Annotated in this window: 34 protein-coding genes; 1 reads left to right on the top strand and 33 read right to left on the bottom strand. The window is 59.7% G+C overall.

Going from position 1 to position 21855, the window contains the following annotated elements:
• The first annotated feature begins 131 nt into the window (after positions 1 to 131).
• Positions 132 to 1130 (top strand): porphobilinogen synthase, encoded by a 999-nt coding sequence (hemB, locus tag PCE31106_RS11120; protein WP_150563291.1) that lies wholly within the window; start codon positions 132 to 134, stop codon positions 1128 to 1130.
• Between the two features lie 85 nt (positions 1131 to 1215).
• Here the strand turns inward: hemB and dsbD are convergent, their stop codons facing one another.
• From dsbD to fusA, 33 genes are all read right to left on the bottom strand, one after another.
• Entirely contained in the window at positions 1216 to 3147 is a 1932-nt protein-coding gene (dsbD, locus tag PCE31106_RS11115) for a protein-disulfide reductase DsbD (protein ID WP_302476050.1), read from the bottom strand.
• A 58-nt stretch (positions 3148 to 3205) separates the two neighbouring features.
• The gene (gene cutA, locus PCE31106_RS11110; RefSeq protein WP_017235782.1) at positions 3206 to 3538 is read right to left on the bottom strand and encodes a divalent-cation tolerance protein CutA; all 333 of its coding nucleotides are present in this window, start codon (positions 3536 to 3538) and stop codon (positions 3206 to 3208) included.
• 194 nt (positions 3539 to 3732) lie between these two features.
• The gene (rplQ, locus tag PCE31106_RS11105; protein ID WP_017235783.1) at positions 3733 to 4125 is read right to left on the bottom strand and encodes a 50S ribosomal protein L17; all 393 of its coding nucleotides are present in this window, start codon (positions 4123 to 4125) and stop codon (positions 3733 to 3735) included.
• Between the two features lie 165 nt (positions 4126 to 4290).
• The gene (locus tag PCE31106_RS11100) at positions 4291 to 5268 is read right to left on the bottom strand and encodes a DNA-directed RNA polymerase subunit alpha (protein ID WP_017235784.1); all 978 of its coding nucleotides are present in this window, start codon (positions 5266 to 5268) and stop codon (positions 4291 to 4293) included.
• 105 nt (positions 5269 to 5373) lie between these two features.
• Positions 5374 to 5997 carry a 30S ribosomal protein S4 gene (gene rpsD / locus PCE31106_RS11095; RefSeq protein WP_017235785.1) on the bottom strand — a complete coding sequence of 208 codons (624 nt, stop codon included), beginning with the start codon at positions 5995 to 5997 and terminating at the stop codon, positions 5374 to 5376.
• 152 nt (positions 5998 to 6149) lie between these two features.
• Positions 6150 to 6554: a 30S ribosomal protein S11 gene (gene rpsK, locus PCE31106_RS11090; protein WP_010804113.1), complete on the bottom strand. Its 405-nt coding sequence runs from the start codon at positions 6552 to 6554 to the stop codon at positions 6150 to 6152.
• Between the two features lie 17 nt (positions 6555 to 6571).
• On the bottom strand, positions 6572 to 6937 hold the full coding sequence (gene rpsM, locus PCE31106_RS11085) for a 30S ribosomal protein S13 (protein ID WP_017235786.1): 366 nt from the start codon (positions 6935 to 6937) through the stop codon (positions 6572 to 6574).
• A gap of 35 nt (positions 6938 to 6972) precedes the next feature.
• Complete coding sequence (rpmJ, locus tag PCE31106_RS11080) at positions 6973 to 7089, bottom strand: 50S ribosomal protein L36 (protein ID WP_010804115.1); 117 nt, start codon at positions 7087 to 7089, stop codon at positions 6973 to 6975.
• 19 nt (positions 7090 to 7108) lie between these two features.
• Complete coding sequence (infA, locus tag PCE31106_RS11075; protein ID WP_007869286.1) at positions 7109 to 7327, bottom strand: translation initiation factor IF-1; 219 nt, start codon at positions 7325 to 7327, stop codon at positions 7109 to 7111.
• Positions 7328 to 7336: 9 nt separating this feature from the next.
• Positions 7337 to 8674, bottom strand: a complete 1338-nt coding sequence (secY, locus tag PCE31106_RS11070; protein WP_017235787.1) for a preprotein translocase subunit SecY — start codon at positions 8672 to 8674, stop codon at positions 7337 to 7339.
• A gap of 23 nt (positions 8675 to 8697) precedes the next feature.
• Positions 8698 to 9132 carry a 50S ribosomal protein L15 gene (gene rplO / locus PCE31106_RS11065; protein WP_017235788.1) on the bottom strand — a complete coding sequence of 145 codons (435 nt, stop codon included), beginning with the start codon at positions 9130 to 9132 and terminating at the stop codon, positions 8698 to 8700.
• 11 nt (positions 9133 to 9143) lie between these two features.
• A complete protein-coding gene (rpmD, locus tag PCE31106_RS11060; protein WP_017235789.1) occupies positions 9144 to 9326 on the bottom strand; it encodes a 50S ribosomal protein L30 in 183 nt (60 codons plus the stop codon).
• Positions 9327 to 9337: 11 nt separating this feature from the next.
• Positions 9338 to 9856, bottom strand: coding sequence for a 30S ribosomal protein S5 (gene rpsE / locus PCE31106_RS11055; RefSeq protein WP_010804120.1), 519 nt, complete (start codon positions 9854 to 9856; stop codon positions 9338 to 9340).
• A gap of 13 nt (positions 9857 to 9869) precedes the next feature.
• Entirely contained in the window at positions 9870 to 10235 is a 366-nt protein-coding gene (gene rplR / locus PCE31106_RS11050) for a 50S ribosomal protein L18 (RefSeq protein ID WP_010804121.1), read from the bottom strand.
• Between the two features lie 11 nt (positions 10236 to 10246).
• The gene (gene rplF / locus PCE31106_RS11045) at positions 10247 to 10780 is read right to left on the bottom strand and encodes a 50S ribosomal protein L6 (RefSeq protein WP_026132332.1); all 534 of its coding nucleotides are present in this window, start codon (positions 10778 to 10780) and stop codon (positions 10247 to 10249) included.
• A 15-nt stretch (positions 10781 to 10795) separates the two neighbouring features.
• Positions 10796 to 11191 (bottom strand): 30S ribosomal protein S8, encoded by a 396-nt coding sequence (rpsH, locus tag PCE31106_RS11040; RefSeq protein ID WP_017235791.1) that lies wholly within the window; start codon positions 11189 to 11191, stop codon positions 10796 to 10798.
• A gap of 13 nt (positions 11192 to 11204) precedes the next feature.
• Positions 11205 to 11510, bottom strand: coding sequence for a 30S ribosomal protein S14 (gene rpsN, locus PCE31106_RS11035; RefSeq protein ID WP_017235792.1), 306 nt, complete (start codon positions 11508 to 11510; stop codon positions 11205 to 11207).
• Positions 11511 to 11517: 7 nt separating this feature from the next.
• Positions 11518 to 12057 carry a 50S ribosomal protein L5 gene (gene rplE, locus PCE31106_RS11030; RefSeq protein WP_010804125.1) on the bottom strand — a complete coding sequence of 180 codons (540 nt, stop codon included), beginning with the start codon at positions 12055 to 12057 and terminating at the stop codon, positions 11518 to 11520.
• A 19-nt stretch (positions 12058 to 12076) separates the two neighbouring features.
• Positions 12077 to 12385 (bottom strand): 50S ribosomal protein L24, encoded by a 309-nt coding sequence (rplX, locus tag PCE31106_RS11025; RefSeq protein WP_017235793.1) that lies wholly within the window; start codon positions 12383 to 12385, stop codon positions 12077 to 12079.
• Between the two features lie 11 nt (positions 12386 to 12396).
• Complete coding sequence (gene rplN / locus PCE31106_RS11020; protein WP_010804127.1) at positions 12397 to 12765, bottom strand: 50S ribosomal protein L14; 369 nt, start codon at positions 12763 to 12765, stop codon at positions 12397 to 12399.
• A 265-nt stretch (positions 12766 to 13030) separates the two neighbouring features.
• A complete protein-coding gene (gene rpsQ / locus PCE31106_RS11015) occupies positions 13031 to 13303 on the bottom strand; it encodes a 30S ribosomal protein S17 (RefSeq protein WP_017235794.1) in 273 nt (90 codons plus the stop codon).
• Positions 13300 to 13494, bottom strand: a complete 195-nt coding sequence (rpmC, locus tag PCE31106_RS11010) for a 50S ribosomal protein L29 (RefSeq protein ID WP_017235795.1) — start codon at positions 13492 to 13494, stop codon at positions 13300 to 13302. Before rpmC ends, rpsQ begins: the two co-directional genes overlap by 4 nt.
• 14 nt (positions 13495 to 13508) lie before the next feature.
• Positions 13509 to 13925: a 50S ribosomal protein L16 gene (gene rplP / locus PCE31106_RS11005; protein WP_010804130.1), complete on the bottom strand. Its 417-nt coding sequence runs from the start codon at positions 13923 to 13925 to the stop codon at positions 13509 to 13511.
• Between the two features lie 2 nt (positions 13926 to 13927).
• On the bottom strand, positions 13928 to 14734 hold the full coding sequence (gene rpsC / locus PCE31106_RS11000) for a 30S ribosomal protein S3 (protein WP_017235796.1): 807 nt from the start codon (positions 14732 to 14734) through the stop codon (positions 13928 to 13930).
• Between the two features lie 9 nt (positions 14735 to 14743).
• Positions 14744 to 15073 carry a 50S ribosomal protein L22 gene (gene rplV, locus PCE31106_RS10995; RefSeq protein ID WP_017235797.1) on the bottom strand — a complete coding sequence of 110 codons (330 nt, stop codon included), beginning with the start codon at positions 15071 to 15073 and terminating at the stop codon, positions 14744 to 14746.
• Between the two features lie 10 nt (positions 15074 to 15083).
• Positions 15084 to 15359, bottom strand: coding sequence for a 30S ribosomal protein S19 (gene rpsS / locus PCE31106_RS10990; RefSeq protein ID WP_010804133.1), 276 nt, complete (start codon positions 15357 to 15359; stop codon positions 15084 to 15086).
• A 13-nt stretch (positions 15360 to 15372) separates the two neighbouring features.
• Positions 15373 to 16200, bottom strand: a complete 828-nt coding sequence (gene rplB, locus PCE31106_RS10985; protein WP_017235799.1) for a 50S ribosomal protein L2 — start codon at positions 16198 to 16200, stop codon at positions 15373 to 15375.
• A gap of 2 nt (positions 16201 to 16202) precedes the next feature.
• Positions 16203 to 16517, bottom strand: a complete 315-nt coding sequence (rplW, locus tag PCE31106_RS10980) for a 50S ribosomal protein L23 (RefSeq protein WP_017235800.1) — start codon at positions 16515 to 16517, stop codon at positions 16203 to 16205.
• Entirely contained in the window at positions 16514 to 17134 is a 621-nt protein-coding gene (rplD, locus tag PCE31106_RS10975) for a 50S ribosomal protein L4 (protein ID WP_017235801.1), read from the bottom strand. Before rplD ends, rplW begins: the two co-directional genes overlap by 4 nt.
• Before the next feature lie 2 nt (positions 17135 to 17136).
• Entirely contained in the window at positions 17137 to 17793 is a 657-nt protein-coding gene (gene rplC, locus PCE31106_RS10970) for a 50S ribosomal protein L3 (RefSeq protein ID WP_026132333.1), read from the bottom strand.
• 205 nt (positions 17794 to 17998) lie between these two features.
• On the bottom strand, positions 17999 to 18310 hold the full coding sequence (gene rpsJ, locus PCE31106_RS10965; protein ID WP_017235803.1) for a 30S ribosomal protein S10: 312 nt from the start codon (positions 18308 to 18310) through the stop codon (positions 17999 to 18001).
• Between the two features lie 114 nt (positions 18311 to 18424).
• Complete coding sequence (gene tuf, locus PCE31106_RS10960) at positions 18425 to 19633, bottom strand: elongation factor Tu (RefSeq protein WP_150563290.1); 1209 nt, start codon at positions 19631 to 19633, stop codon at positions 18425 to 18427.
• 82 nt (positions 19634 to 19715) lie between these two features.
• Positions 19716 to 21818 carry an elongation factor G gene (gene fusA / locus PCE31106_RS10955; protein WP_130027429.1) on the bottom strand — a complete coding sequence of 701 codons (2103 nt, stop codon included), beginning with the start codon at positions 21816 to 21818 and terminating at the stop codon, positions 19716 to 19718.
• Positions 21819 to 21855: the final 37 nt, after the last annotated feature.

Raw genomic sequence — 21855 nt, 5'->3', positions numbered from 1 at the left:
CCTTTTTTGCGCGCCTTCCCGCGAATGGGATCGTTGCAGCAACGGCAACGACTGGCCGTTTTAGGGCGCTGCGCGCGACCGGTTTCACCGGAATCTTAGACACGCCAATCTCCGTCCAAAGGACCGATCGCATGAGTTCCTACCCCCTGCTTCGCCCGCGCCGCATGCGACGCGATGACTTCTCGCGTCGTCTGATGCGCGAAAACCACCTGACGTGCGACGACCTCATTTATCCCGTGTTCATCCTTGAAGGCGAGAACCGCCGCGAGGCCGTCGCCTCGATGCCCGGCGTCGAACGCGTCTCGGTCGACGAACTGCTGCGCGTGGCCGACACCTGTGTCACGCTCGGCGTCCCCGTGATCTCGCTGTTCCCGAATATCGAAGCAACGCTCAAAACACCCGACGGCATCGAAGCCGCCAACCCGGACGGTCTGGTCCCGCGCGCCGTGCGCGAGCTCAAGCGCCACTTCCCGGATCTGGGTGTGTTGACGGACGTCGCCCTCGACCCGTACACGAGCCATGGTCAGGATGGCGTGCTCGACGAAAACGGTTACGTCATCAACGATGTGACGACCGGCATTCTCGTAAAGCAAGCCCTCACTCAGGCGGAAGCGGGCGTGGACATCGTCGCGCCATCCGACATGATGGACGGACGCATCGGCGCCATTCGTGAAGCACTCGAAGCCCGCGGCCACATCCACACGCGGATCATGGCGTATGCGGCCAAGTACGCATCGGCCTTTTACGGGCCGTTCCGCGATGCCGTCGGGTCGGCATCGAATCTGGGCAAGGGCAACAAGATGACGTACCAGATGGATCCCGCCAACTCCGACGAAGCGCTGCGCGAAGTCGCGCTCGACATCGAGGAAGGTGCGGACATGGTGATGGTCAAGCCCGGCATGCCGTACCTGGACATCGTACGCCGCGTGAAGGACGAGTTCCGCTTCCCCACGTACGCTTACCAGGTCAGCGGCGAGTACGCGATGCTCAAGGCCGCTGCGCAAAATGGTTGGCTCGATCACGACAAGGTCATGATGGAGTCGCTGCTCGCCTTCAAACGTGCTGGCGCCGATGGCATCCTGACGTACTTCGCGCTCGACGCAGCAAGGCTGATTCGCGCGCAAGCCTAAGCCGTGTCTGGGCGCGCCACCGAATCCGTTCGCGACGATCCGCGCCCGGGTTCGGGCTGCAGCGCTCGGATTCCGGCCGCAGCGCTCAGGTGGCCGGGCCGAGGGCCTTGTCCAGGCTGCGCAGGAACTGATCCGCCGACTGTGCGCCGATCACGCGCATCCCCGTCCTCTCGTTACCGCTGCCATCGAAGAAGATGATGCCCGGCGGGCCGAACAGTCCGAAGCGCTTGAGCAACGCCTGATCGTCGGCGTTGTTGGCCGTGACGTCAGCCTGCACGAGCACCATCTGATCGAGACGGGCTTTGACACGCGGATCCGTGAAAACGGAGCGCTCCATTTCCTTGCAGCTAATACACCAGTCCGCATAGAAGTCGAACATCACCGGACGCCCTGCCGTCGCGATAACCTGATCGAGCTCTGCAACGCTGCGTACGCGCCGGAACCTGGCCCCCTCGACCACGGGTGCGCTGGCGCTGGCGCTCCCCGAGGTGGCCACTGTCAACCCCGCGAGTGGCGCAAGCGCATCACGCGCCCCCGTTGCCGCCCCCACCAAAGCCACGGCGCCAAGAAGGGCGACGACAACGCCTAACCCCTTGAGCACGCGCCGTGCAGCGCCGACACCATCGGGCAGTCTATCGAAAACGTGCATGAACGCGGCGGCCACCAACAGCAAGGCGCCCCATCCCAACAACAGAACCGGCGTGGTCAGCAATGGCCGCACAATCCACAGCGCAACACCGAGAAGCAGGAAGCCGAAGAAGCGTTTCACGCCGCCCATCCATGCCCCCGCACGCGGCAGCAACGCGCCGCCGCCGCCCGCGAGAAGCACAAGCGGTAATCCCATCCCAAGCGACAATGCGAAGAGCGTTGCGCCACCGAAGACCGAATCTCCCGTCTTCGCGATAAAGGCGAGCGCGGCCGCCAGCGGGGCGGTCACACATGGGCTCACGATCAGTCCCGATAGCACGCCCATCATCGCCGCGCCGACCCATTGACCCGACGCCTGCTTGCGAGCGGCGTCATCGATTCGAGCGCGCAACGCCAACGGCACCTGAATCTCGTACATGCCGAACATCGACAACGACAGGACGATCATGAGCAGCGCGAACGAGACCAGCACCCACGGCGCCTGCAGGAACGCGATCAGACCTTGCCCCAGCAATCCGGCGGCCACACCAATGACGGTGTTCACCACGGACATGCCGAGCACATAGGCAATGGCCAGACGCACGGCCTTGCCTCGACTGGCTCCCTGCCCTGCGACAATCGACAGGAGAATCGGGACCATCGGCAACACACACGGCGTGAACGCCAACCCGACACCCAGCGCGAAGAAGATCGCCAATGCCAGCACGAAGCTGCCGCCGGAGAGGATCCGCTCGGCCTCGCTATAGTCGTCTCGCGCGGACAACCAGCCGCTGGCCGTGTCAGCGTTGGGGGCTGCCGACACGGATTCCGGCGACGTGACGATCTTCCCACCGCTCGACGCTTGCGCCATGCCCCCGAGCAAGGCCGGCGTTGCGGGGACCGGCGTTGATGCGGCCGTTGAACTCCCGCTATTCGCGCCGCCAATCGCGGCAGCGGAAATCTTCAACGGCTTGTCCATCGGGGGATAGCACAGCCCCTTCTCGGCGCAGCCCTGCATGGTGACGTTCAGCGTAAACGGGGCCCCCGCCCGACTCACCGGGATGCGAACGTCGATGGGCTCGTGATACACCTCCATGTCCTTGCCGAAAGTCTCGTCGCGCTTGACTTCACCCTTCGGAAACACCGGTACGCCGAGCGTGACGGCAGGATTGTCGGCTGCGAAAGCAAACCGTTCTCGATAGAGGTAGTAGCCCTTGGCCACTTCGAAATGCAGCAGCACCGCACCGGGCTGCTCTGTCTTCGATACCTTGAAGGCGACATCCGGGTCGAGAAAATCGTCAGCGGCGTGCGCGCGCCCGGCCCCGAGCAACAGAACCGCCGCCACCAACAGTAATGCGACCGACCATAACCATATGACCCGATGTCGCATCGGGCCGTGCCCATTGCGACTGCCTCGCGAGATCCCCCGTCCCACCATTGTCTGCACGTCAGACATGCAACGCCCCCCGCGTTTCATCTTCAACCCACCGCGCGTAGGCAGGCAGCGCTGCCGTGGCGGGCCACGCCACAATCTCCGGCACGTCGTAGGGATGATGTTCTTTAATGTATTGCTCCAGCGCGCTGTAACGCGCCGCCGTCGTCTTGATCATGAGCGGCACTTCCACGCTCGTCTCGCGCTTGCCTTGCCAGCGATAGCTCGAACGCACCGGTGCCATTTGCTGCACGCACGCCGCCAGCCGCTCGGCCAGCATACCGTCGATGGCGGCGTTGGCGCTGGCCTCGTCGGGAAACGTCGTCGTGACGATAAGAAGGGCGTCCATGATGTGGCGTAGACCATTCGAGCGTGAGGATCGTTCACTGTACACCGACGCCGCGAAATGTGCCCAATCAGCCAGCGATTTCCAGACTGCAGAGCAGACGGGTTCAGACGACGCCTTAAAATGAAAAAAGCCAGGTCGTTGACCTGGCTTCTTTTTACGGCTCACGGCCTTGAAAAGACCGTTGCGCGTGTCGCTTACTCAGCCACTTCCGGCGCTTCCGTGTCGACTTCCGGGCGGTCCAGCAGTTCGACGAACGCCATCGGTGCGTTATCGCCCACGCGGAAACCCATCTTCAGGATGCGCAGGTAGCCGCCCGGACGGTTGGCAAAGCGCGGGCCCAGTTCGTTGAACAGCTTGGTGACCATGTCACGATCGCGCAGGCGGTTGAACGCCAGACGACGGTTGGCCAGCGAATCCTTCTTACCCAGCGTGATGAGGGGCTCGACGACCTTGCGCAGTTCCTTCGCCTTCGGCAGCGTGGTCTTGATCGCTTCGTGTTGGATCAACGAGTTCGACATATTGCGCAGCATTGCCAGACGGTGGCTGCTGGTACGGTTCAGCTTACGAAGACCATGACGGTGACGCATTTCAACTTTCCTTTAAACAGAGTTTTCGACCTAGCTCTTCTATCGGTGACAACCACCGCGGGCCGGTACCTTTGCTATCGGCCGTATCGGAACATCAAGGACATTCCGACGCGCCGCACTTACGTAGCGACACGACCGCCCCAAGGCGGCCATGTCGTTACACCTTTACTTCTCGAGACCGGCCGGCGGCCAGTTTTCGAGCTTCATGCCCAGCGTGAGGCCACGCGAGGCAAGCACTTCCTTGATCTCGTTGAGCGATTTGCGACCCAAATTCGGGGTCTTGAGCAATTCGTTCTCGGTACGCTGGATCAGGTCGCCGATGTAGTAGATGTTTTCAGCCTTCAAGCAGTTGGCCGAACGCACCGTCAACTCGAGATCGTCCACCGGGCGCAGCAGGATCGGATCGATCTGCGGCGCACGCGACGGTGCTTCGCTGGCGGCTTCCGTGCCTTCCAGCGCAGCGAACACCGACAGTTGGTCGACGAGGATGCGAGCCGACAGACGGATCGCTTCTTCCGGCGACACCACACCGTTGGTTTCGATGTTCATCACGAGCTTGTCCAGGTCCGTACGCTGCTCCACGCGGGCCGATTCGACCGCGTAGCTCACACGCTTGACCGGCGAGAACGACGCATCCAGAACGATGCGGCCAATCACCTTGGCCGATTCGTCGCCGTAACGGCGCACGTTACCCGGGACATAACCACGACCCTTTTCGATCTTGATCTGTACGTCGAGCTTGCCGCCCTTGGCCAGATGCGCGATCACGTGGTCGGGATTGATCAGTTCTACATCATGCGGCACTTCGATGTCCGAAGCGCGCACCACACCTTCACCATCCTTGCGCAGCGTAACAGTGACTTCGTCACGGTTATGCAGCTTGAACACCACACCCTTCAGGTTCAACAGGAAGTTAACGACATCTTCCTGGACACCATCGATGGTGGAATATTCGTGCACAACGCCGGCGATCGTCACTTCGGTCGGGGCATAACCGACCATCGACGACAACAGCACGCGGCGAAGCGCGTTACCCAAGGTGTGGCCGTAGCCACGTTCGAACGGCTCCATCACGACTTTGGCGTGATGCTCACCGACCGGCTCAACCGCGATGATCTTGGGCTTCAACAAACTGGTTTGCATAGGTTTCCTTTTCAATACCCTCGGCTCGTTACACCGATAAGGCTGATGCGTGACAACCTGCACGGAACGCAAAAACGCGCCGTGAGGCGCGTCAGCATACGGATATTAACGCGAATACAATTCAACGATCAGGCTTTCGTTGATGTCGCCTGCGATATCGCTACGTTCCGGCAGTGCCTTGAAAGTGCCTTCCATCTTCTTGGCGTCAACCGAAACCCAGATCGGGAAACCGACTTGCTCCGCCAGCGACAGTGCTTCTTGAATACGCACTTGCTTCTTGGCAGCGTCGCGCACAGTGATCACGTCGCCGGCCTTGACCTTGATCGACGGGATGTTGGAAACAACACCATTCAGCGAGATCGCCTTGTGGCCGACCAGCTGGCGCGCTTCAGCACGCGTCGAGCCAAAGCCCATGCGGTACACGACGTTGTCGAGGCGCGACTCGAGCAGTTGCAGCAGGTTTTCACCCGTGTTGCCCTTGACGCGATCGGCTTCCGCGAAATAGCGACGGAACTGGCGCTCAAGCACGCCGTAGATACGCTTGACCTTCTGCTTTTCGCGCAGTTGGTTGCCGTAATCCGACGTACGAGCACCCGAGGTGCGACCATGCTGACCCGGCTTGCTATCCAGCTTGCACTTGTCGGCGAGCGAGCGGCGTGCGCTCTTCAGGAAGAGGTCAGTACCTTCACGGCGGGAGAGTTTGGCCTTCGGGCCGATATAACGTGCCACGGTTGTTCCTTTATCTCAAAATCTGACGCAGCGAACTTTGTTCACTACGCAAGTCCGGTACCTGTGTACCGGACGGTGGTCTTAGAAATTGCTACGCGCACGGCCGAGACCGTGCGCGAACCCGCGATTATAGCAGGATTTGCTTCTGCGTCTTAGATGCGACGACGCTTCGGCGGGCGGCAGCCGTTGTGCGGGACCGGCGTCACGTCCGAGATGGCCGTGATCTTGATACCCAGCGCGTTCAGCGCACGAACCGCGGATTCGCGACCCGGGCCCGGGCCCTTGATGCGAACTTCCAGGTTCTTCACACCGTATTCCAGTGCCACGCGGCCAGCCGACTCGGCAGCAACCTGGGCAGCGAACGGGGTCGACTTGCGCGAACCCTTGAAGCCCTGGCCACCCGAGGTCGCCCATGCCAGTGCGTTGCCCTGACGATCGGTGATCGTGATGATGGTGTTGTTGAACGAAGCGTGGACGTGCACGACGCCCTCGGCAACGCTCTTCTTGACCTTCTTGCGAACGCGCTGCGAAGCGGCGTTGTTCTGTTGCTTAGCCATGAGTTCCTATCCTCTGGTTACTTCTTCAGCGAGACGCCGGCCTTACGCGGGCCCTTGCGGGTACGCGCATTGGTACGGGTGCGCTGACCGCGAAGCGGCAAGCCCTTGCGGTGACGCATACCACGATAGCAGCCCAGGTCCATCAGGCGCTTGATGTTCATGGTCACTTCACGGCGCAGGTCGCCCTCGACCGTCAGTTGACCGACTTGATCACGCAGCTTTTCGAGATCAGCGTCGTCGAGGTCTTTGACCTTCTTCGAGAACGGCACACCGGCGGCGTCGCAAATCTGGCGAGCGCGCGTGCGGCCGACACCGTAAATGGCCGTCAAGCCGATTGCGGTGTGCTGGTGGTTCGGGATGTTAACCCCTGCGATACGAGCCATTCGTAATTCCCCAACTAAATAGCGTTAAAGGCCGATTAGCCCTGACGTTGCTTGTGGCGCGGATCCGAACTGCAGATCACGCGCAGCACGCCTTTGCGCTTCACAAACTTGCAATTGCGGCAGATGCACTTAACAGATGCCAAAACTTTCATGACAATTCCCTCTCTCTAATCACTTCGCCCGGAAGACGATCCGCGCACGCGACAGATCGTAGGGCGTCAACTCTACCGTCACCTTATCTCCAGGCAAGATTCGGATGTAGTGCATCCGCATCTTGCCGGAAATATGTCCGAGTACTACATGGCCATTTTCCAGCTTTACCCGGAAGGTGGCATTGGGGAGGTTTTCAACGACCTCGCCCTGCATTTGAATAACGTCGTCTTTCGACATGACCCAAGGTCAGCGAAGCGTCATGTTATTGCCGCCCTTGAAATTCGCCTTTTTGAGCAGCGACTCATACTGTTGCGACATCACATACGACTGCACTTGAGCCATGAAATCCATCGTCACCACCACGATAATCAGCAGTGAGGTTCCACCGAAGTAGAACGGAACGTTCCAACGCAACACCAGAAACTCAGGCAGCAAACACACCAGCGTGACGTAAGCCGCACCGGCCAGTGTCAGACGCGTCAGGATCTTGTCGATGTACCGCGCCGTCTGATCGCCCGGACGGATGCCCGGTACAAACGCGCCGCTCTTCTTCAGGTTGTCCGCGGTCTCTTTGCTGTTGAACACCAGTGCGGTGTAGAAGAAGCAAAAGAACACGATCGCCAAAGCGTAGAGCATCACGTAGATCGGCTGACCCGGCGACAACTTCGCGGCGAAATCCTTGAGCCAGCGCGTGCTTTCGCCTGCGCCGAACCAATTCGCGATCGTTGCCGGGAACAGGATGATCGACGATGCGAAGATCGGCGGAATCACGCCTGCCATGTTCAGCTTGAGCGGCAGGTGCGAAGCCTGGCCGCCGTACACCTTGTTGCCCACCTGACGCTTGGCGTAGTTCACGAGGATCTTGCGCTGACCTCGTTCGACAAACACGACGAAGAACGTCACGAGCACCACGAGGGCACAGATCACGATGGCCGAGAACGGACCAATCGAACCCGTGCTGACAAGCTCGAACAAACCGCCCACAGCGTTCGGCAAACCGGCCGCGATACCACCAAAGATGATGATCGAGATACCGTTACCCAGGCCGCGTTCGGTGATCTGCTCACCAAGCCACATCAGGAACATCGTGCCGGTCACAAGCGTGATCACCGTCGTCAGGCGGAACAGCATGCCCGGATCGACGACGAGCCCAGGCTCGCTCTCCAACGTCACTGCGATCGCTGCGGCTTGGAAGAGCGCGAGTAGCACCGTGAAATACCGGGTGTACTGCGTGATCTTGCGCTGTCCGGACTGACCTTCCTTGCGCAACGCTTCCAACTGCGGCGAAACCATCGCCAACAGCTGCATGATGATCGACGCCGAAATGTACGGCATGATCCCCAGCGCGAAGATCGTGAAACGCGACAACGCGCCACCCGAGAACATGTTGAACATGCCCAGGATCCCGCCCGACTGGCGCTGGAACAACTGCGCCAGCTGATCGGGGTCGATGCCCGGCACCGGGATATGCGCACCAATACGGTAGACGATCAACGCCAGCAGCAGGAAAACCAGCCGCCGGCGCAGATCCGCATACTTCGGGCCCTGCGTACCAGGCTTAGCGAGATTAGGAGACTTGGCCAATGCTGGCTCCGGGGTGACCTAACTTACTCTGCAACCGAACCGCCAGCCGCTTGAATTGCCGTGAGCGCACCCTTGGTGACGCCCAGACCCTTCACAACGACCTTGCGGGTGATCTCGCCCGAGGCGATGACCTTGGCCGACAGCGACAGCTCGCTCACCAGACCGGCCTGCTTCAGAACCAACAGATCGATCTCGTCGACCGGCAGGTTGTTCAGGTCCGACAGGCGAACTTCGCCCACGAAACGACGCGTCAGCGACTTGAAACCACGCTTCGGCAGGCGACGTTGCAGCGGCATTTGACCGCCTTCGAAGCCAACCTTGTGGAAGCCGCCCGAACGCGACTTTTGACCCTTGTGACCACGGCCGGCGGTTTTACCCAGACCCGAACCGATGCCACGGCCAACGCGGCGCTTGGCGTGCTTGGCGCCTTCTGCCGGCTTAATCGAATTCAATTCCATTTTGCCCTCGCTCAGTCGACGATCGCCACAAGGTACGAGACCTTGTTGATCATGCCCCGCACAGCGGGCGTATCCTGCAACTCGCTGACCGAATTGATTCGACGCAGGCCCAGGCCCCTCACGGTCGCGCGATGTTCTTCACGCGTACCGATCAGGCTCTTGACCAGCTTAACTTTCACAGTTTGCTGCGACATATTGATCACCCTTAGCCGAGGATCTCTTCCACCGACTTGCCACGCTTGGCGGCGATGTCAGCAGGAGTCGATTGTTTCTTCAGGCCGTCGAGCGTGGCGCGGACCAGGTTGTACGGGTTCGTCGAGCCAAGGCTCTTCGTCACCACGTTGGTCACGCCCATCACCTCGAACACCGCGCGCATCGGGCCACCGGCGATAACACCGGTACCGTCCTTCGCCGGCGACATCAGGACGCGCGAGGCGCCATGCTGGCCGAGAACGTTGTGTTGCAGGGTGCCGTTCTTCAGGGGCACCTTGAACATATTGCGGCGGGCTTGTTCCATTGCCTTTTGAACGGCAACCGGCACTTCCTTCGCCTTGCCCTTGCCCATGCCGATGCGGCCATCGCCGTCACCAACCACGGTCAACGCGGCAAAACCGAGAATACGGCCACCCTTCACAACCTTCGTGACACGGTTGACCGCGATCATCTTCTCGCGAAGGCCGTCGTCGCGTTCGTCAGCCTGAACTTTCGCTTGCATCTTTGCCATGACGGATCCTTACTTAGAACTTGAGGCCGGCTTCACGGGCAGCGTCGGCCAGAGCCTTGACGCGACCGTGATAGCGGAAGCCCGAGCGGTCGAAAGCCACGCTTTCGATGCCGGCAGCCTTCGCCTTCTCGGCGATACGACGGCCGATCAGTGCAGCGGCCGCAGCGTTGCCACCCTTGCCTTCCTTGTCGCCCAGTTCCTTGCGCACTTCGGCTTCCAGCGTCGAAGCGCTGGCCAGCACTTGCGTGCCGTCTTCCGAAAAAACTTGCGCGTAGATGTGCACGTTGGTGCGATGCACGGAAAGGCGATGCACCTTTTGAGCTGCCAGCTTGATACGAGTCTGGCGAGCACGGCGCACACGAGATTGTTTCTTGTCCATGTTTCGCACCCTTACTTCTTCTTGGTTTCCTTGAGGATCACCACCTCGTCCGCATAGCGGACGCCCTTGCCCTTGTAGGGTTCGGGCGGACGGTAACCGCGAACTTCCGCAGCCACTTGTCCGATGCGTTGCTTATCAACGCCTTTGATGATGATCTCCGTCTGCGTCGGGGTCTCGGCCTTCACGCCTTCCGGCATGGCATGCACGACATCGTGCGAGAAACCCAGCTCGAGCTTCAGGTTTGCACCTTCAGCCTTGGCGCGGTAACCCACGCCAACGAGTTGCAGTTTCTTTTCGAAACCCTTGCTCACACCGGTCACCATATTGTTGACCAGTGCACGTTCGGTGCCATACAGCGCATTCGCTTCGCGGCTTTCGTCGGCCGGGGCGAAGGTGATGGTGCCGTCTTCGATCTTGACGTTCACGAGGGCATTCACACCGCGGGTCAGCGAACCCAGGGCACCCTTGATCGTCAGCACATTGCCTGCCAGCGTTGCTTCTACGCCCTTCGGCAATGCAATGGGACTCTTACCTACTCGAGACATTTCAACGCTCCTCGGTTAGGCGACGTAGCAGATGACTTCGCCGCCCACGCCGGTGGCGCGTGCCTTGCGATCAGTCATCACGCCCTTCGGGGTCGAGACGATTGCAACGCCGAGGCCATTCATGACCTGCGGGATGTCGTTGCGGCTCTTGTACACACGAAGACCGGGGCGGGACACGCGCTCGAGGCGCTCGATCACCGGACGGCCAGCGTAGTACTTCAGTGCGATGTTCAACACTGCCTTCGTTTCTTCTGCTTCAACCGCGAAGTCTTCGATGTAGCCTTCGTCCTTCAGGACTTTGGCGATCGAGACCTTCAGCTTGGAAGAGGGCATCTTCACCGATGCTTTCTCAACCATCTGAGCGTTGCGGATGCGAGTCAGCATATCGGCGATAGGATCGCTCATGCTCATGGTGCTTCTCCTATTACCAGCTTGCTTTGGTCACGCCCGGGATTTCGCCACGGAAGGCGATTTCACGGATCTTGTTACGGGCCAGGCCGAATTTGCGGAAGGTACCGCGCGGACGGCCAGTCAGGTCGCAACGATTGCGTTGACGCGTCGGATTGGCGTTACGCGGCAGCTGTTGCAGCGCCAGACGTGCTTCATAACGCTCGTCTTCCGACTTGCTGGTGTCTTCGATGGTCGCTTTGAGGGCGGCGCGCTTGGCAGAAAACTTCTGCGCCAGACGGGCGCGTTTCTTTTCGCGTTCGATAAGTGCCAGTTTAGCCACGATTACCTCAGTTACGGAACGGGAATTTGAACGCCGACAGAAGAGCCTTCGCTTCTTCGTCAGTCTTCGCGGTCGTGGTGATGCTGATATTCAGACCACGCAGCGCGTCGATTTTGTCGTACTCGATTTCGGGGAAGATGATCTGTTCCTTCACACCGATGTTGTAGTTGCCACGACCATCGAACGCACGACCCGAAATACCACGGAAGTCACGCACGCGCGGCAGAGCCACGGTGATGAAACGATCCAGGAATTCGAACATACGCTCGCCGCGCAGCGTCACCATCGTACCGATCGGGTAACCTTCGCGGATCTTGAAACCGGCAATTGCCTTGCGAGCCTTCGTCACCACCGGCTTTTGGCCGGCGATTTTCGTCAGGTCGCCAACGGCGTGCTCAATGATCTTCTTGTCAGCAACGGCTTGACCAAGGCCCATGTTCAGGGTGATCTTGGTGATGCGCGGCACTTCCATGACAGACTTGTAACCGAACTGCTTTGTCAGCTCGGCGACAACCTTGTCTTTATAGAATTCTTGCAAACGGGCCATTATCTATACTCCCTGCGACTTAGGCACCGACGACCGTACCGGTCGTCTTGAGGAAGCGGACCTTCTTGCCGTCTTCGACCTTGATGCCCACGCGCGACGGCTTGCCATTGGCATCCACCAGCGCCACGTTCGACACGTGGATCGGCATCGTCTTGTCGACCACGCCACCTTGCGTACCCTTCATCGGGTTCGGCTTGACGTGCTTTTTGGCAACGTTCACGCCCTCGACGACCAACTTGTCGCCATCAATGGCCAGGACCGTGCCACGCTTGGCCTTGTCCTTACCCGTCAGCACGATGACCTGGTCACCCTTACGAATCTTGTTCATGTGTCGGCTCCTTACAGCACTTCCGGGGCCAGCGACACGATCTTCATGAAGCGTTCGGTACGCAGTTCACGCGTAACCGGCCCGAAGATACGGGTGCCGATCGGCTCAAGCTTGGTGTTAAGCAGCACGGCGGCGTTGCCGTCGAATTTGACCAGCGAGCCGTCCTGGCGACGCACGCCCTTGGCGGTGCGCACGACCACTGCGTTATAGATTTCGCCCTTCTTGACACGACCACGCGGGGCAGCATCCTTCACGCTGACCTTGATGATGTCGCCAATGCCGGCGTAGCGACGCTTGGAGCCGCCCAGCACCTTGATGCACATCACTTCGCGCGCACCGGTGTTGTCGGCTACTTCGAGCCGGGTTTCAGTTTGAATCATGGTGTTATCTTCCCAACTTAATCCGACACATACGCATCGGTCAGTCTTGGTCCCCGTCAGCACCAAAGGGTGCCGTTTGGGTTGAGTCGTTCAAAAGTGGACAACTTTGCTACCTCGACCAGACTCGTAGAGGATACGAATCGGCTTCGGAAGCCATCCACTCCCTTGCGAAACCAAAGACCGGTTTTAGCGAAAGAAGCGGAAAGTCCGGAATTATACATCGATAATTCCGGACTTGCAAGTCAAGCCTTCGCTTCAGCGCGCTTTAGATGATGCGAGCGGCTTCCACGAGACGGGAGACCGTCCAGGCCTTGGTCTTCGACAGCGGGCGGGATTCTTGAATCTCGACCGTATCGCCTTCCTTGTACTGGTTGGTCTCATCGTGCGCGTGGTACTTCTTCGAGCGCACGATGTACTTGCCGTAGAGCGGGTGCTTCATTTGACGCTCGACCAGCACGGTAACCGTCTTGTCCATCTTGTCGCTGACAACCTTACCCACGAGGGTACGCTTCAGCGCGGTCTTAGCGGTATCGTTCATTTCTGGCTCGCCTTCTCAGTCAACACGGTACGCACACGCGCGATGTCCTTGCGCACCTTCTTCAGCTGGCTGGTGTTGCTCAGCTGTTGGGTGCCCGCTTGCATGCGAAGACCGAATTGGGCCTTCAGCAGATCCGACAGTTCCTTGTTCAGGCCGTCGAGATCCTTGGCACGAAGTTCGGATGCTTTCATTTCAAATTCTCCCCTCAGGCGCCAAGGCGACGTACGAAGAACGTCGTCTGAATCGGCAGCTTGGCAGCAGCCAGGCGGAACGCCTCGCGCGCCAACGCTTCATCCACACCGTCCATTTCGTACAGCATCTTGCCCGGTTGAATCTCGGCGACGTAGTACTCCGGGTTACCCTTACCGTTACCCATACGCACTTCTGCCGGCTTTTGCGAGATCGGCTTGTCCGGGAAGATACGGATCCAGATACGACCACCGCGCTTGATGTGGCGAGTCATGGCACGACGCGCGGCTTCGATTTGACGAGCCGTCAGACGTCCACGACCGACCGCCTTCAGACCGAATTCGCCGAACGACACTTCGTTACCACGCGTGGCAACGCCAGTGTTACGGCCCTTCTGCTCTTTGCGATACTTTCTGCGTTTCGGTTGCAGCATGATTATTCTCCAGTCTTGGCGTCGCCTTCAGGCTTGCCAGCCGGGCGTCGTGCACCACCGCGCTTCGCGCCGGCCTTATCGCCAGCATCGTCACGACGGGGGCGACGGTCGCCGCCCGGACGCGCGTTGCGGCGCGGACGCTTGTCTTCGGCCGGCTCTTCAGCCACCGGAGCGTCGTTGCGGCCCAGCGTGTCACCCTTGTACACCCACACCTTGATACCGATGATGCCGTACGTCGTCTTCGCTTCCGAAGTTGCGTAGTCGATGTCGGCACGCAGCGTGTGCAGGGGCACACGGCCTTCGCGATACCACTCGGTACGGGCGATTTCGATACCGTTCAAACGGCCCGCGCTCATGATCTTGATGCCTTGGGCACCCAGACGCATCGCGTTCTGCATCGCACGCTTCATGGCGCGACGGAACATGATACGGCGCTCGAGCTGCTGAGCGATCGAATCGGCGATGAGCTGCGCATCGGTTTCCGGCTTGCGGATTTCCTCGATGTTCACGTGCACGGGCACGCCCATGCGCTTTTGCAGCTCGGCCTTGAGGATTTCGATGTCCTCGCCCTTCTTGCCGATCACAACACCCGGACGCGAGCTGAAAATCGTAATGCGAGCATTACGTGCCGGACGCTCGATGATGACGCGGCCGACCGAAGCGTTCTTCAGCTTCTTCTTCAGGTATTCGCGAACGCCGATGTCTTCCTTCAACATCTGCGCGAAGTTCTGGTTGTTGGCGTACCAACGCGAAGCCCAGTTACGACTGACCGCCAGACGGAAGCCAGTCGGATGAATTTTCTGTCCCATCGTGACCCCTTAGTTGCCCAGCGTCACAGTGATGTGACAGGTTTGCTTCTCGATGCGGTTACCACGGCCCTTAGCACGCGCGGTGAAACGCTTGAGCGAGGTCGCCTTGTCGACGAAAATGCCCTTGACGCGCAGTTCGTCGATGTCAGCACCTTCATTGTGCTCGGCGTTGGCGATAGCCGACTCGAGCACCTTCTTGATGATGACCGCGGCCTTCTTCGGCGAGAAGGTCAGGACATTGAGTGCGCGCTCCAGCGGCAGTCCACGGATCTGGTCAGCGACCAGACGCGTTTTTTGCGCTGAGATACGAGCATCGCGATGAATTGCTTTTACTTCCATGGTCGGCCCCTTATTTCTTCGCCTTCTTGTCGGCCGCATGGCCCTTGAAGGTACGGGTGAGAGCGAACTCACCCAGCTTGTGGCCGACCATGTTTTCCGTCACGTACACCGGCACGTGTTGACGGCCGTTATGCACAGCGATCGTCAGGCCGATGAAATCGGGCAGGACGGTCGAACGACGCGACCAGGTCTTGATCGGCTTTTTGTCACGCGATGCAGCCGCCGCTTCCACTTTTTTCAGCAGGTGAGCGTCGCAAAACGGACCTTTTTTAACAGAACGAGTCATTTGCTAGCTCCAATTAACGCTTCTTGCGACGCTGAACGATCATGCTGTCGGTGCGCTTGGTCGAACGGGTACGCTTACCCTTGGTATGCTGACCCCACGGGCTGACCGGATGACGACCCGCCGCCGTACGACCTTCACCACCACCGTGCGGGTGATCCACCGGGTTCATCGCCACACCGCGAACGGTCGGACGAATACCGCGCCAACGCTTTGCACCGGCCTTGCCCAATTGGCGCAGGCTATGCTCTTCGTTACCGACTTCACCGATGGTCGCGCGGCACTCGATGTGCACGCGACGCACTTCACCCGAACGCAGACGCACTTGAGCGTACGTGCCTTCGCGAGCCAGCAGCATGGCCGACGTGCCGGCGGCACGGGCGATTTGCGCACCCTTGCCCGGCAGAAGTTCGATGCCGTGAATCGTCGTACCGACCGGGATGTTACGGATCGGCAGGGTGTTACCCGATTTGATCGGGGCTTCCGAGCCGCTCACCACTTGCTGGCCGACGGTCATGCCCTTCGGTGCAAGGATGTAACGACGCTCGCCGTCGGCGTAGCACAGCAGAGCAATGTTCGCGCTGCGGTTCGGATCGTATTCCAGACGCTCAACCTTCGCCGTGATGCCGTCCTTGTTGCGACGGAAATCGACGATACGGTAGTGTTGCTTGTGACCGCCACCCATATGACGGGTGGTGATGTGACCGTTGTTGTTACGGCCAGCGGTCTTGCTCTTGGTATCGAGCAGCGGGGCGAACGGCTTGCCCTTGTGCAGATCCTTGTTGACGACCTTGACCAGCGAACGGCGGCCCGGCGACGTCGGTTTCGTTTTGACGAGTGCCATGATTACTTGGCCTCCGCTTCAAAATTGATTTCCTGACCCGGCTTCAGGCTCACGTAGGCCTTCTTTTCATGGTCGCGACGACCCATGAAGCGGCCAAAGCGCTTTTGCTTGCCCTTGCGGTTCAGAATCTGCACCGACTCGACTTCCACCTTGAAGAGAAGCTCAACCGCAGCCTTCACTTCTTGCTTGTTCGCGTCGCGTGCGACTTGGAACACCACTTGTTCGTTCTTGTCAGCCACCAGCGTCGCCTTTTCGGAGATCACCGGCGAGAGCAGGACCTGGTACAGACGATGGTCATTTTTACGCACGTCGCTCATGACAGCATCTCCTCAATCTTGGCGATCGCGCCCTTCGTCACCAGCACCGTCTTGAAGTAGATGAGCGACAGCGGGTCGGCGAAACGCGGCTCGGTGACGGCAACGTGAGCCAGATTGCGCGAGGCCAGGAACAGGTTCTCGTCCACGCTATCCGTGATCAGCAGCACCGACTCAAGACCCATGGCCTTGATCTTTTCAGCGAGCAGTTTGGTCTTCGGCGCATCCAGCTTGATGTCCTCGACCACCGACAGACGACCTTCACGGGCGAGCTGCGACAGAATCGAGCACACACCGGCGCGGTACATCTTCTTGTTGACCTTGTGGGTGAAGTTCTCTTCCGGCGAATTCGGGAAGATACGGCCACCGCCGCGCCACAACGGGCTCGACGACATACCGGCACGAGCACGGCCCGTACCCTTCTGACGCCACGGCTTCTTGGTCGTGTGCTTGACCTGTTCACGGTCTTTCTGCGCACGATTGCCGCTGCGGGCGTTGGCTTGGTAAGCCACCACAACCTGATGGATCAGCGCTTCGTTGTAGTCACGGCCGAACACGACGTCCGACGCGTTGACCGCTGCGCCTTCCTGACCTTGCTCATTCAGGAGCTTCAGTTCCATTGTTACGCTCCCTTCGCGAGTTTGGCCTTGACTGCCGTGGTCACGAAAACCTTGCCTTCGTTGGCGCCCGGAACGGCACCCTTCACGAAGATCAGGCCACGTTCAGCGTCAATGCGCGCGATTTCGAGATTCTGCACCGTCGTGGTGACGTCGCCCAGATGACCCGTCATGCGCTTACCCGGGAACACACGGCCCGGATCCTGCGCCATACCGATCGAACCCGGCACGTTGTGCGAACGCGAGTTACCGTGCGAAGCGCGGCCCGAAGCGAAGTTGTAGCGCTTGATGGTACCGGCGTAGCCCTTACCGATCGACACGCCTTGCACGTCGACCTTCTGGCCCACTTGGAAGAGATCGACGCCAACGGCTGCGCCCGGCTGCAGTTCAGCAGCTTTGGCAGCTTCGACGCGGAATTCCTTGAGGATTTCACCGGCTTCGACACCCGCTTTCGCGTAGTGGCCGGCGGCGGCTTTGGTCACGCGCGTGGCGCGACGGTTACCGAAAGTGACTTGAACGGCCGTGTAGCCGTCCGTTTCATCCGTCTTGATTTGCGTCACACGGTTGTTAGACACGTCGAGCACGGTGACGGGAATCGAATCGCCGTCGTCCGTGAAAATACGCGTCATGCCAACCTTGCGACCGACAAGGCCAAGGCTCATGATTTTCTCCATTCCCGACTGCGATTGGCCGGGGCTAAATGATAAAAGGATGGTCCACGGACGTGGGCCATCTTTTAAAAACTACACTTGAGCCCGCCATTATAGACGAGCTTTTATCGCTTGACAAGTGTTGCTAATTCGCATAACAAAAGCCCCGCCGAGTCAGTATTGGCGGGGCTTTCCAGCGCAAAGTCGCGCTCAAGCCTTACTGCAGCTTGATCTCGACGTCGACGCCAGCCGGCAGGTCCAGCTTCATCAGTGCGTCAACGGTCTTGTCCGTCGGATCGACGATGTCCATCAGGCGCTGGTGCGTGCGGATTTCGAGCTGGTCGCGCGAGGTCTTGTTGACGTGCGGCGAACGCAGGATGTCGAAACGCTCGATGCGCGTCGGCAGGGGCACCGGGCCCTTGACGATCGCGCCGGTGCGCTTGGCGGTTTCAACGATCTCGGCGGCCGACTGGTCGATCAGGCGGTAATCGAACGCCTTCAGGCGGATGCGGATTTTTTGGTTCGGCATGTCAATTCTCCAAAGAGCATGGCAGCCCTCGTTCGGGTGCCGGGTAAATCACAAAGAGCAAACACAGCTTCGGTGACGGGAGCGCCAAGGCCCCCGTCATCCGTCAATCCGTCATTAGTCTTCGATCTTCGCAACCACGCCGGCGCCGACAGTACGGCCACCTTCGCGAATTGCAAAACGCAGACCTTCTTCCATGGCGATCGGCTGGATCAGGTCAACCTTGATCGACACGTTGTCGCCCGGCATCACCATTTCCTTGCCTTCCGGCAGGGAGATCGAGCCCGTCACGTCCGTCGTACGGAAGTAGAACTGCGGACGATAGTTGTTGAAGAACGGGGTGTGACGACCACCTTCGTCCTTCGACAGGATGTAGACCTCGCCCGAGAACTTGCGGTGCGGCTTGATCGAACCCGGCTTGGCCAGAACCTGACCACGCTGGACGTCTTCACGCTTCGTGCCGCGCAGCAGAATACCGACGTTATCGCCTGCCTGACCTTGGTCGAGCAGCTTGCGGAACATTTCGACGCCCGTGCAGGTCGTCTTGTCGATCTTCGGCTTGTCGCCGTCCATGGCGATACCGACGATTTCGATTTCTTCGCCGACCTTGATGATGCCGCGCTCGATACGACCGGTCACCACGGTACCGCGACCCGAGATCGAGAACACGTCTTCCACCGGCATCAGGAACGTGCCATCCACAGCGCGTTCCGGCGTCGGGATGTACGTGTCAAGGGCTTCAGCCAGCTTCATGATGGCTTCTTCGCCCAGGGCACCCTTGTCGCCTTCCAGCGCCAGCTTGGCCGAACCGTGAATGATCGGCACATCGTCGCCCGGGAAGTCGTACTTCGACAGGAGTTCGCGCACTTCCATTTCGACCAGCTCGAGCAGCTCGGCGTCGTCGACCATGTCGCACTTGTTCAGGAACACGATGATGTACGGCACGCCAACCTGACGGGCCAGCAGGATGTGCTCGCGCGTTTGCGGCATCGGGCCGTCGGCAGCCGAGCAAACCAGAATGGCGCCGTCCATCTGGGCAGCACCGGTAATCATGTTCTTGACGTAGTCGGCGTGGCCCGGGCAGTCAACGTGTGCGTAGTGGCGGTTAGCCGTTTCGTACTCGATGTGTGCGGTGTTGATGGTAATACCGCGTGCCTTTTCTTCCGGTGCCGCGTCGATGTCCGCGTAGTTCTTGGCTTCACCGCCGAACTTCGACGAAAGCACCGTTGCGATAGCAGCCGTCAGGGTCGTCTTGCCGTGGTCGACGTGACCGATGGTGCCAACGTTGACGTGCGGCTTGGTCCGCTGAAACTTTTCCTTTGCCATTTCCGAATCCTCAGATACTGAATAGACGATTAAACAGTGCGCCGGGCGCTGCACCTCGTGGTGCAGACGCCCGACAATTCAATTACTTGTTCTTGTTGCTGATGATGGCTTCGCTCACGTTCTTCGGAGCTTCAGCGTAGTGCTTGAACTCCATCGTGTACGTGGCGCGGCCTTGCGTGGCCGAACGCAGCGACGTCGAATAGCCGAACATTTCCGACAGCGGAACTTCGGCGCGCACGATCTTGCCGCCGCCGACCATGTCGTCCATGCCCTGGATAATGCCGCGACGCGACGACAAGTCGCCCATCACGTTACCCATGTAGTCTTCCGGCGTTTCCACTTCCACGGCCATCATCGGCTCGAGAATGACCGGGCTGGCGCGGCGCATGGCTTCCTTGAAAGCCATCGAACCGGCCATGCGGAACGCGTTTTCGTTCGAGTCCACATCGTGGTACGAACCGAACGTCAGGCGAACCTTGACGTCCACCACCGGGAAGCCGGCCAGAACACCGCTCTTGAGCGTGTCCTGAATCCCCTTGTCGACCGCCGGGATGTATTCGCGAGGAATGACACCACCCTTGATCTCATCGAAGAATTCGTAGCCCTTGCCTTGCTCGTTCGGCTCCAGCGTGATGACAGCGTGACCGAACTGGCCGCGACCGCCCGACTGCTTGACGAACTTGCCTTCAACGTCCGCGGCCGACTTGCGAATGGTTTCGCGGTAGGCAACCTGCGGCGCGCCGATGTTGGCTTCCACGCCGAATTCGCGCTTCATGCGGTCAACCAGAATTTCGAGGTGGAGCTCGCCCATGCCCGAAATGATGGTCTGACCCGATTCTTCATCGGTCTGCACGCGGAACGACGGGTCTTCCTGCGCCAGGCGGTTCAGGGCGAGGCCCATCTTTTCCTGGTCGACCTTGGTCTTCGGCTCGACAGCCTGCGAAATCACCGGCTCCGGGAACACCATGCGCTCGAGCACGATCGGGGCGGTCGGGTCGCACAGCGTGTCACCCGTGGTCGCATCCTTCAAACCGACGGCTGCGGCGATGTCGCCTGCGCGCACTTCGTCGATTTCTTCGCGCTGGTTCGCGTGCATCTGCACGATACGGCCCAGGCGTTCCTTCTTGCCCTTGACCGAGTTCAGCAGCGTGTCGCCCTTGTTCACCACGCCCGAATAGACGCGGAAGAAGATCAGCTGGCCGACGAACGGGTCCGTCATGATCTTGAAGGCCAGCGACGAGAACTTCTCGTCGTCCGCAGCGCGACGCTCGATCGGCTGCTCCTTCTCGTCCGTACCCTTGACCGGCGGAATGTCGACCGGCGACGGCAGGAAGTCGATCACGGCGTCCAGCATACGCTGCACACCCTTGTTCTTGAACGCAGTGCCGCACAGCATCGGCTGGATTTCGCAGGCGATGGTACGCAGACGAAGACCTTCGATGATGTCAGCCTCGGAGAGGTCACCCTCTTCCAGGTACTTGTTCATCATCTCTTCGCTCGACTCGGCAGCGGCCTCGACCATGCCTTCGCGCCACTTCTGGGCTTCCGCCAGCAGCTCGGCCGGAATTTCGACGTAGTCGAACTTCATGCCTTGCGACGCTTCGTCCCAAATGATCGCCTTCATCTTGATGAGGTCGACCACGCCCGTGAAGCTTTCTTCCGCGCCGATCGGCACCACCACCGGCACCGGGTTGGCCTTCAGGCGAGTCTTCAACTGGTCGTAGACCTTGAAGAAGTTCGCGCCGGTACGGTCCATCTTGTTGACGAACGCCAGACGCGGCACGCCGTACTTGTTGGCCTGACGCCAAACGGTTTCCGACTGGGGCTGCACGCCACCCACGGCACAGTAGACCATGCACGCGCCATCGAGAACACGCATCGAGCGCTCGACTTCAATCGTGAAGTCGACGTGACCCGGGGTGTCGATGATGTTGATGCGGTGCTTCTGGTAATTGTTCGCCATGCCGGACCAGAAGCAGGTCGTGGCAGCCGACGTAATCGTGATGCCACGCTCTTGTTCCTGCTCCATCCAGTCCATCGTCGCGGCGCCATCGTGCACTTCACCGATTTTGTGGTTCACACCGGTGTAGAACAAAATGCGCTCGGTCGTCGTGGTCTTGCCTGCGTCGATGTGAGCGCTAATACCGATGTTGCGGTAGCGCTCGATAGGGGTTGTACGAGCCACTTTAAGCCTCTTTCAATGTAGCCGCCATTTTTGAGGG

The sequence above is a fragment of the Pandoraea cepalis genome (genome assembly GCF_902459665.1).
Classification (GTDB): domain Bacteria; phylum Pseudomonadota; class Gammaproteobacteria; order Burkholderiales; family Burkholderiaceae; genus Pandoraea; species Pandoraea cepalis.
The sequence above is the reverse complement of the archived record's forward strand: the minus strand, read 5'-3'. Positions and strand labels throughout refer to the sequence as shown.

Coding starts and splice junctions, on each gene's coding strand:
- hemB (WP_150563291.1), top strand. CDS start 132: ATGAGTTCCTACCCCCTGCTTCGCCCGCGCCGCATGCGACGCGATGAC.
- dsbD (WP_302476050.1), bottom strand. CDS start 3,147: ATGCGACATCGGGTCATATGGTTATGGTCGGTCGCATTACTGTTGGTG.
- cutA (WP_017235782.1), bottom strand. CDS start 3,538: ATGGACGCCCTTCTTATCGTCACGACGACGTTTCCCGACGAGGCCAGC.
- rplQ (WP_017235783.1), bottom strand. CDS start 4,125: ATGCGTCACCGTCATGGTCTTCGTAAGCTGAACCGTACCAGCAGCCAC.
- PCE31106_RS11100 (WP_017235784.1), bottom strand. CDS start 5,268: ATGCAAACCAGTTTGTTGAAGCCCAAGATCATCGCGGTTGAGCCGGTC.
- rpsK (WP_010804113.1), bottom strand. CDS start 6,554: ATGGCTAAGCAACAGAACAACGCCGCTTCGCAGCGCGTTCGCAAGAAG.
- rpsM (WP_017235786.1), bottom strand. CDS start 6,937: ATGGCTCGTATCGCAGGGGTTAACATCCCGAACCACCAGCACACCGCA.
- rpmJ (WP_010804115.1), bottom strand. CDS start 7,089: ATGAAAGTTTTGGCATCTGTTAAGTGCATCTGCCGCAATTGCAAGTTT.
- infA (WP_007869286.1), bottom strand. CDS start 7,327: ATGTCGAAAGACGACGTTATTCAAATGCAGGGCGAGGTCGTTGAAAAC.
- rplO (WP_017235788.1), bottom strand. CDS start 9,132: ATGGAATTGAATTCGATTAAGCCGGCAGAAGGCGCCAAGCACGCCAAG.
- rpmD (WP_017235789.1), bottom strand. CDS start 9,326: ATGTCGCAGCAAACTGTGAAAGTTAAGCTGGTCAAGAGCCTGATCGGT.
- rpsE (WP_010804120.1), bottom strand. CDS start 9,856: ATGGCAAAGATGCAAGCGAAAGTTCAGGCTGACGAACGCGACGACGGC.
- rplR (WP_010804121.1), bottom strand. CDS start 10,235: ATGGACAAGAAACAATCTCGTGTGCGCCGTGCTCGCCAGACTCGTATC.
- rplF (WP_026132332.1), bottom strand. CDS start 10,780: ATGTCTCGAGTAGGTAAGAGTCCCATTGCATTGCCGAAGGGCGTAGAA.
- rpsH (WP_017235791.1), bottom strand. CDS start 11,191: ATGAGCATGAGCGATCCTATCGCCGATATGCTGACTCGCATCCGCAAC.
- rplE (WP_010804125.1), bottom strand. CDS start 12,057: ATGGCCCGTTTGCAAGAATTCTATAAAGACAAGGTTGTCGCCGAGCTG.
- rplX (WP_017235793.1), bottom strand. CDS start 12,385: ATGAACAAGATTCGTAAGGGTGACCAGGTCATCGTGCTGACGGGTAAG.
- rplN (WP_010804127.1), bottom strand. CDS start 12,765: ATGATTCAAACTGAAACCCGGCTCGAAGTAGCCGACAACACCGGTGCG.
- rpsQ (WP_017235794.1), bottom strand. CDS start 13,303: ATGAACGATACCGCTAAGACCGCGCTGAAGCGTACCCTCGTGGGTAAG.
- rpmC (WP_017235795.1), bottom strand. CDS start 13,494: ATGAAAGCATCCGAACTTCGTGCCAAGGATCTCGACGGCCTGAACAAG.
- rplP (WP_010804130.1), bottom strand. CDS start 13,925: ATGCTGCAACCGAAACGCAGAAAGTATCGCAAAGAGCAGAAGGGCCGT.
- rpsC (WP_017235796.1), bottom strand. CDS start 14,734: ATGGGACAGAAAATTCATCCGACTGGCTTCCGTCTGGCGGTCAGTCGT.
- rplV (WP_017235797.1), bottom strand. CDS start 15,073: ATGGAAGTAAAAGCAATTCATCGCGATGCTCGTATCTCAGCGCAAAAA.
- rpsS (WP_010804133.1), bottom strand. CDS start 15,359: ATGACTCGTTCTGTTAAAAAAGGTCCGTTTTGCGACGCTCACCTGCTG.
- rplB (WP_017235799.1), bottom strand. CDS start 16,200: ATGGCACTCGTCAAAACGAAACCGACGTCGCCGGGCCGCCGTTCGCTG.
- rplW (WP_017235800.1), bottom strand. CDS start 16,517: ATGAGCGACGTGCGTAAAAATGACCATCGTCTGTACCAGGTCCTGCTC.
- rplD (WP_017235801.1), bottom strand. CDS start 17,134: ATGGAACTGAAGCTCCTGAATGAGCAAGGTCAGGAAGGCGCAGCGGTC.
- rplC (WP_026132333.1), bottom strand. CDS start 17,793: ATGAGCCTTGGCCTTGTCGGTCGCAAGGTTGGCATGACGCGTATTTTC.
- rpsJ (WP_017235803.1), bottom strand. CDS start 18,310: ATGCCGAACCAAAAAATCCGCATCCGCCTGAAGGCGTTCGATTACCGC.
- tuf (WP_150563290.1), bottom strand. CDS start 19,633: ATGGCAAAGGAAAAGTTTCAGCGGACCAAGCCGCACGTCAACGTTGGC.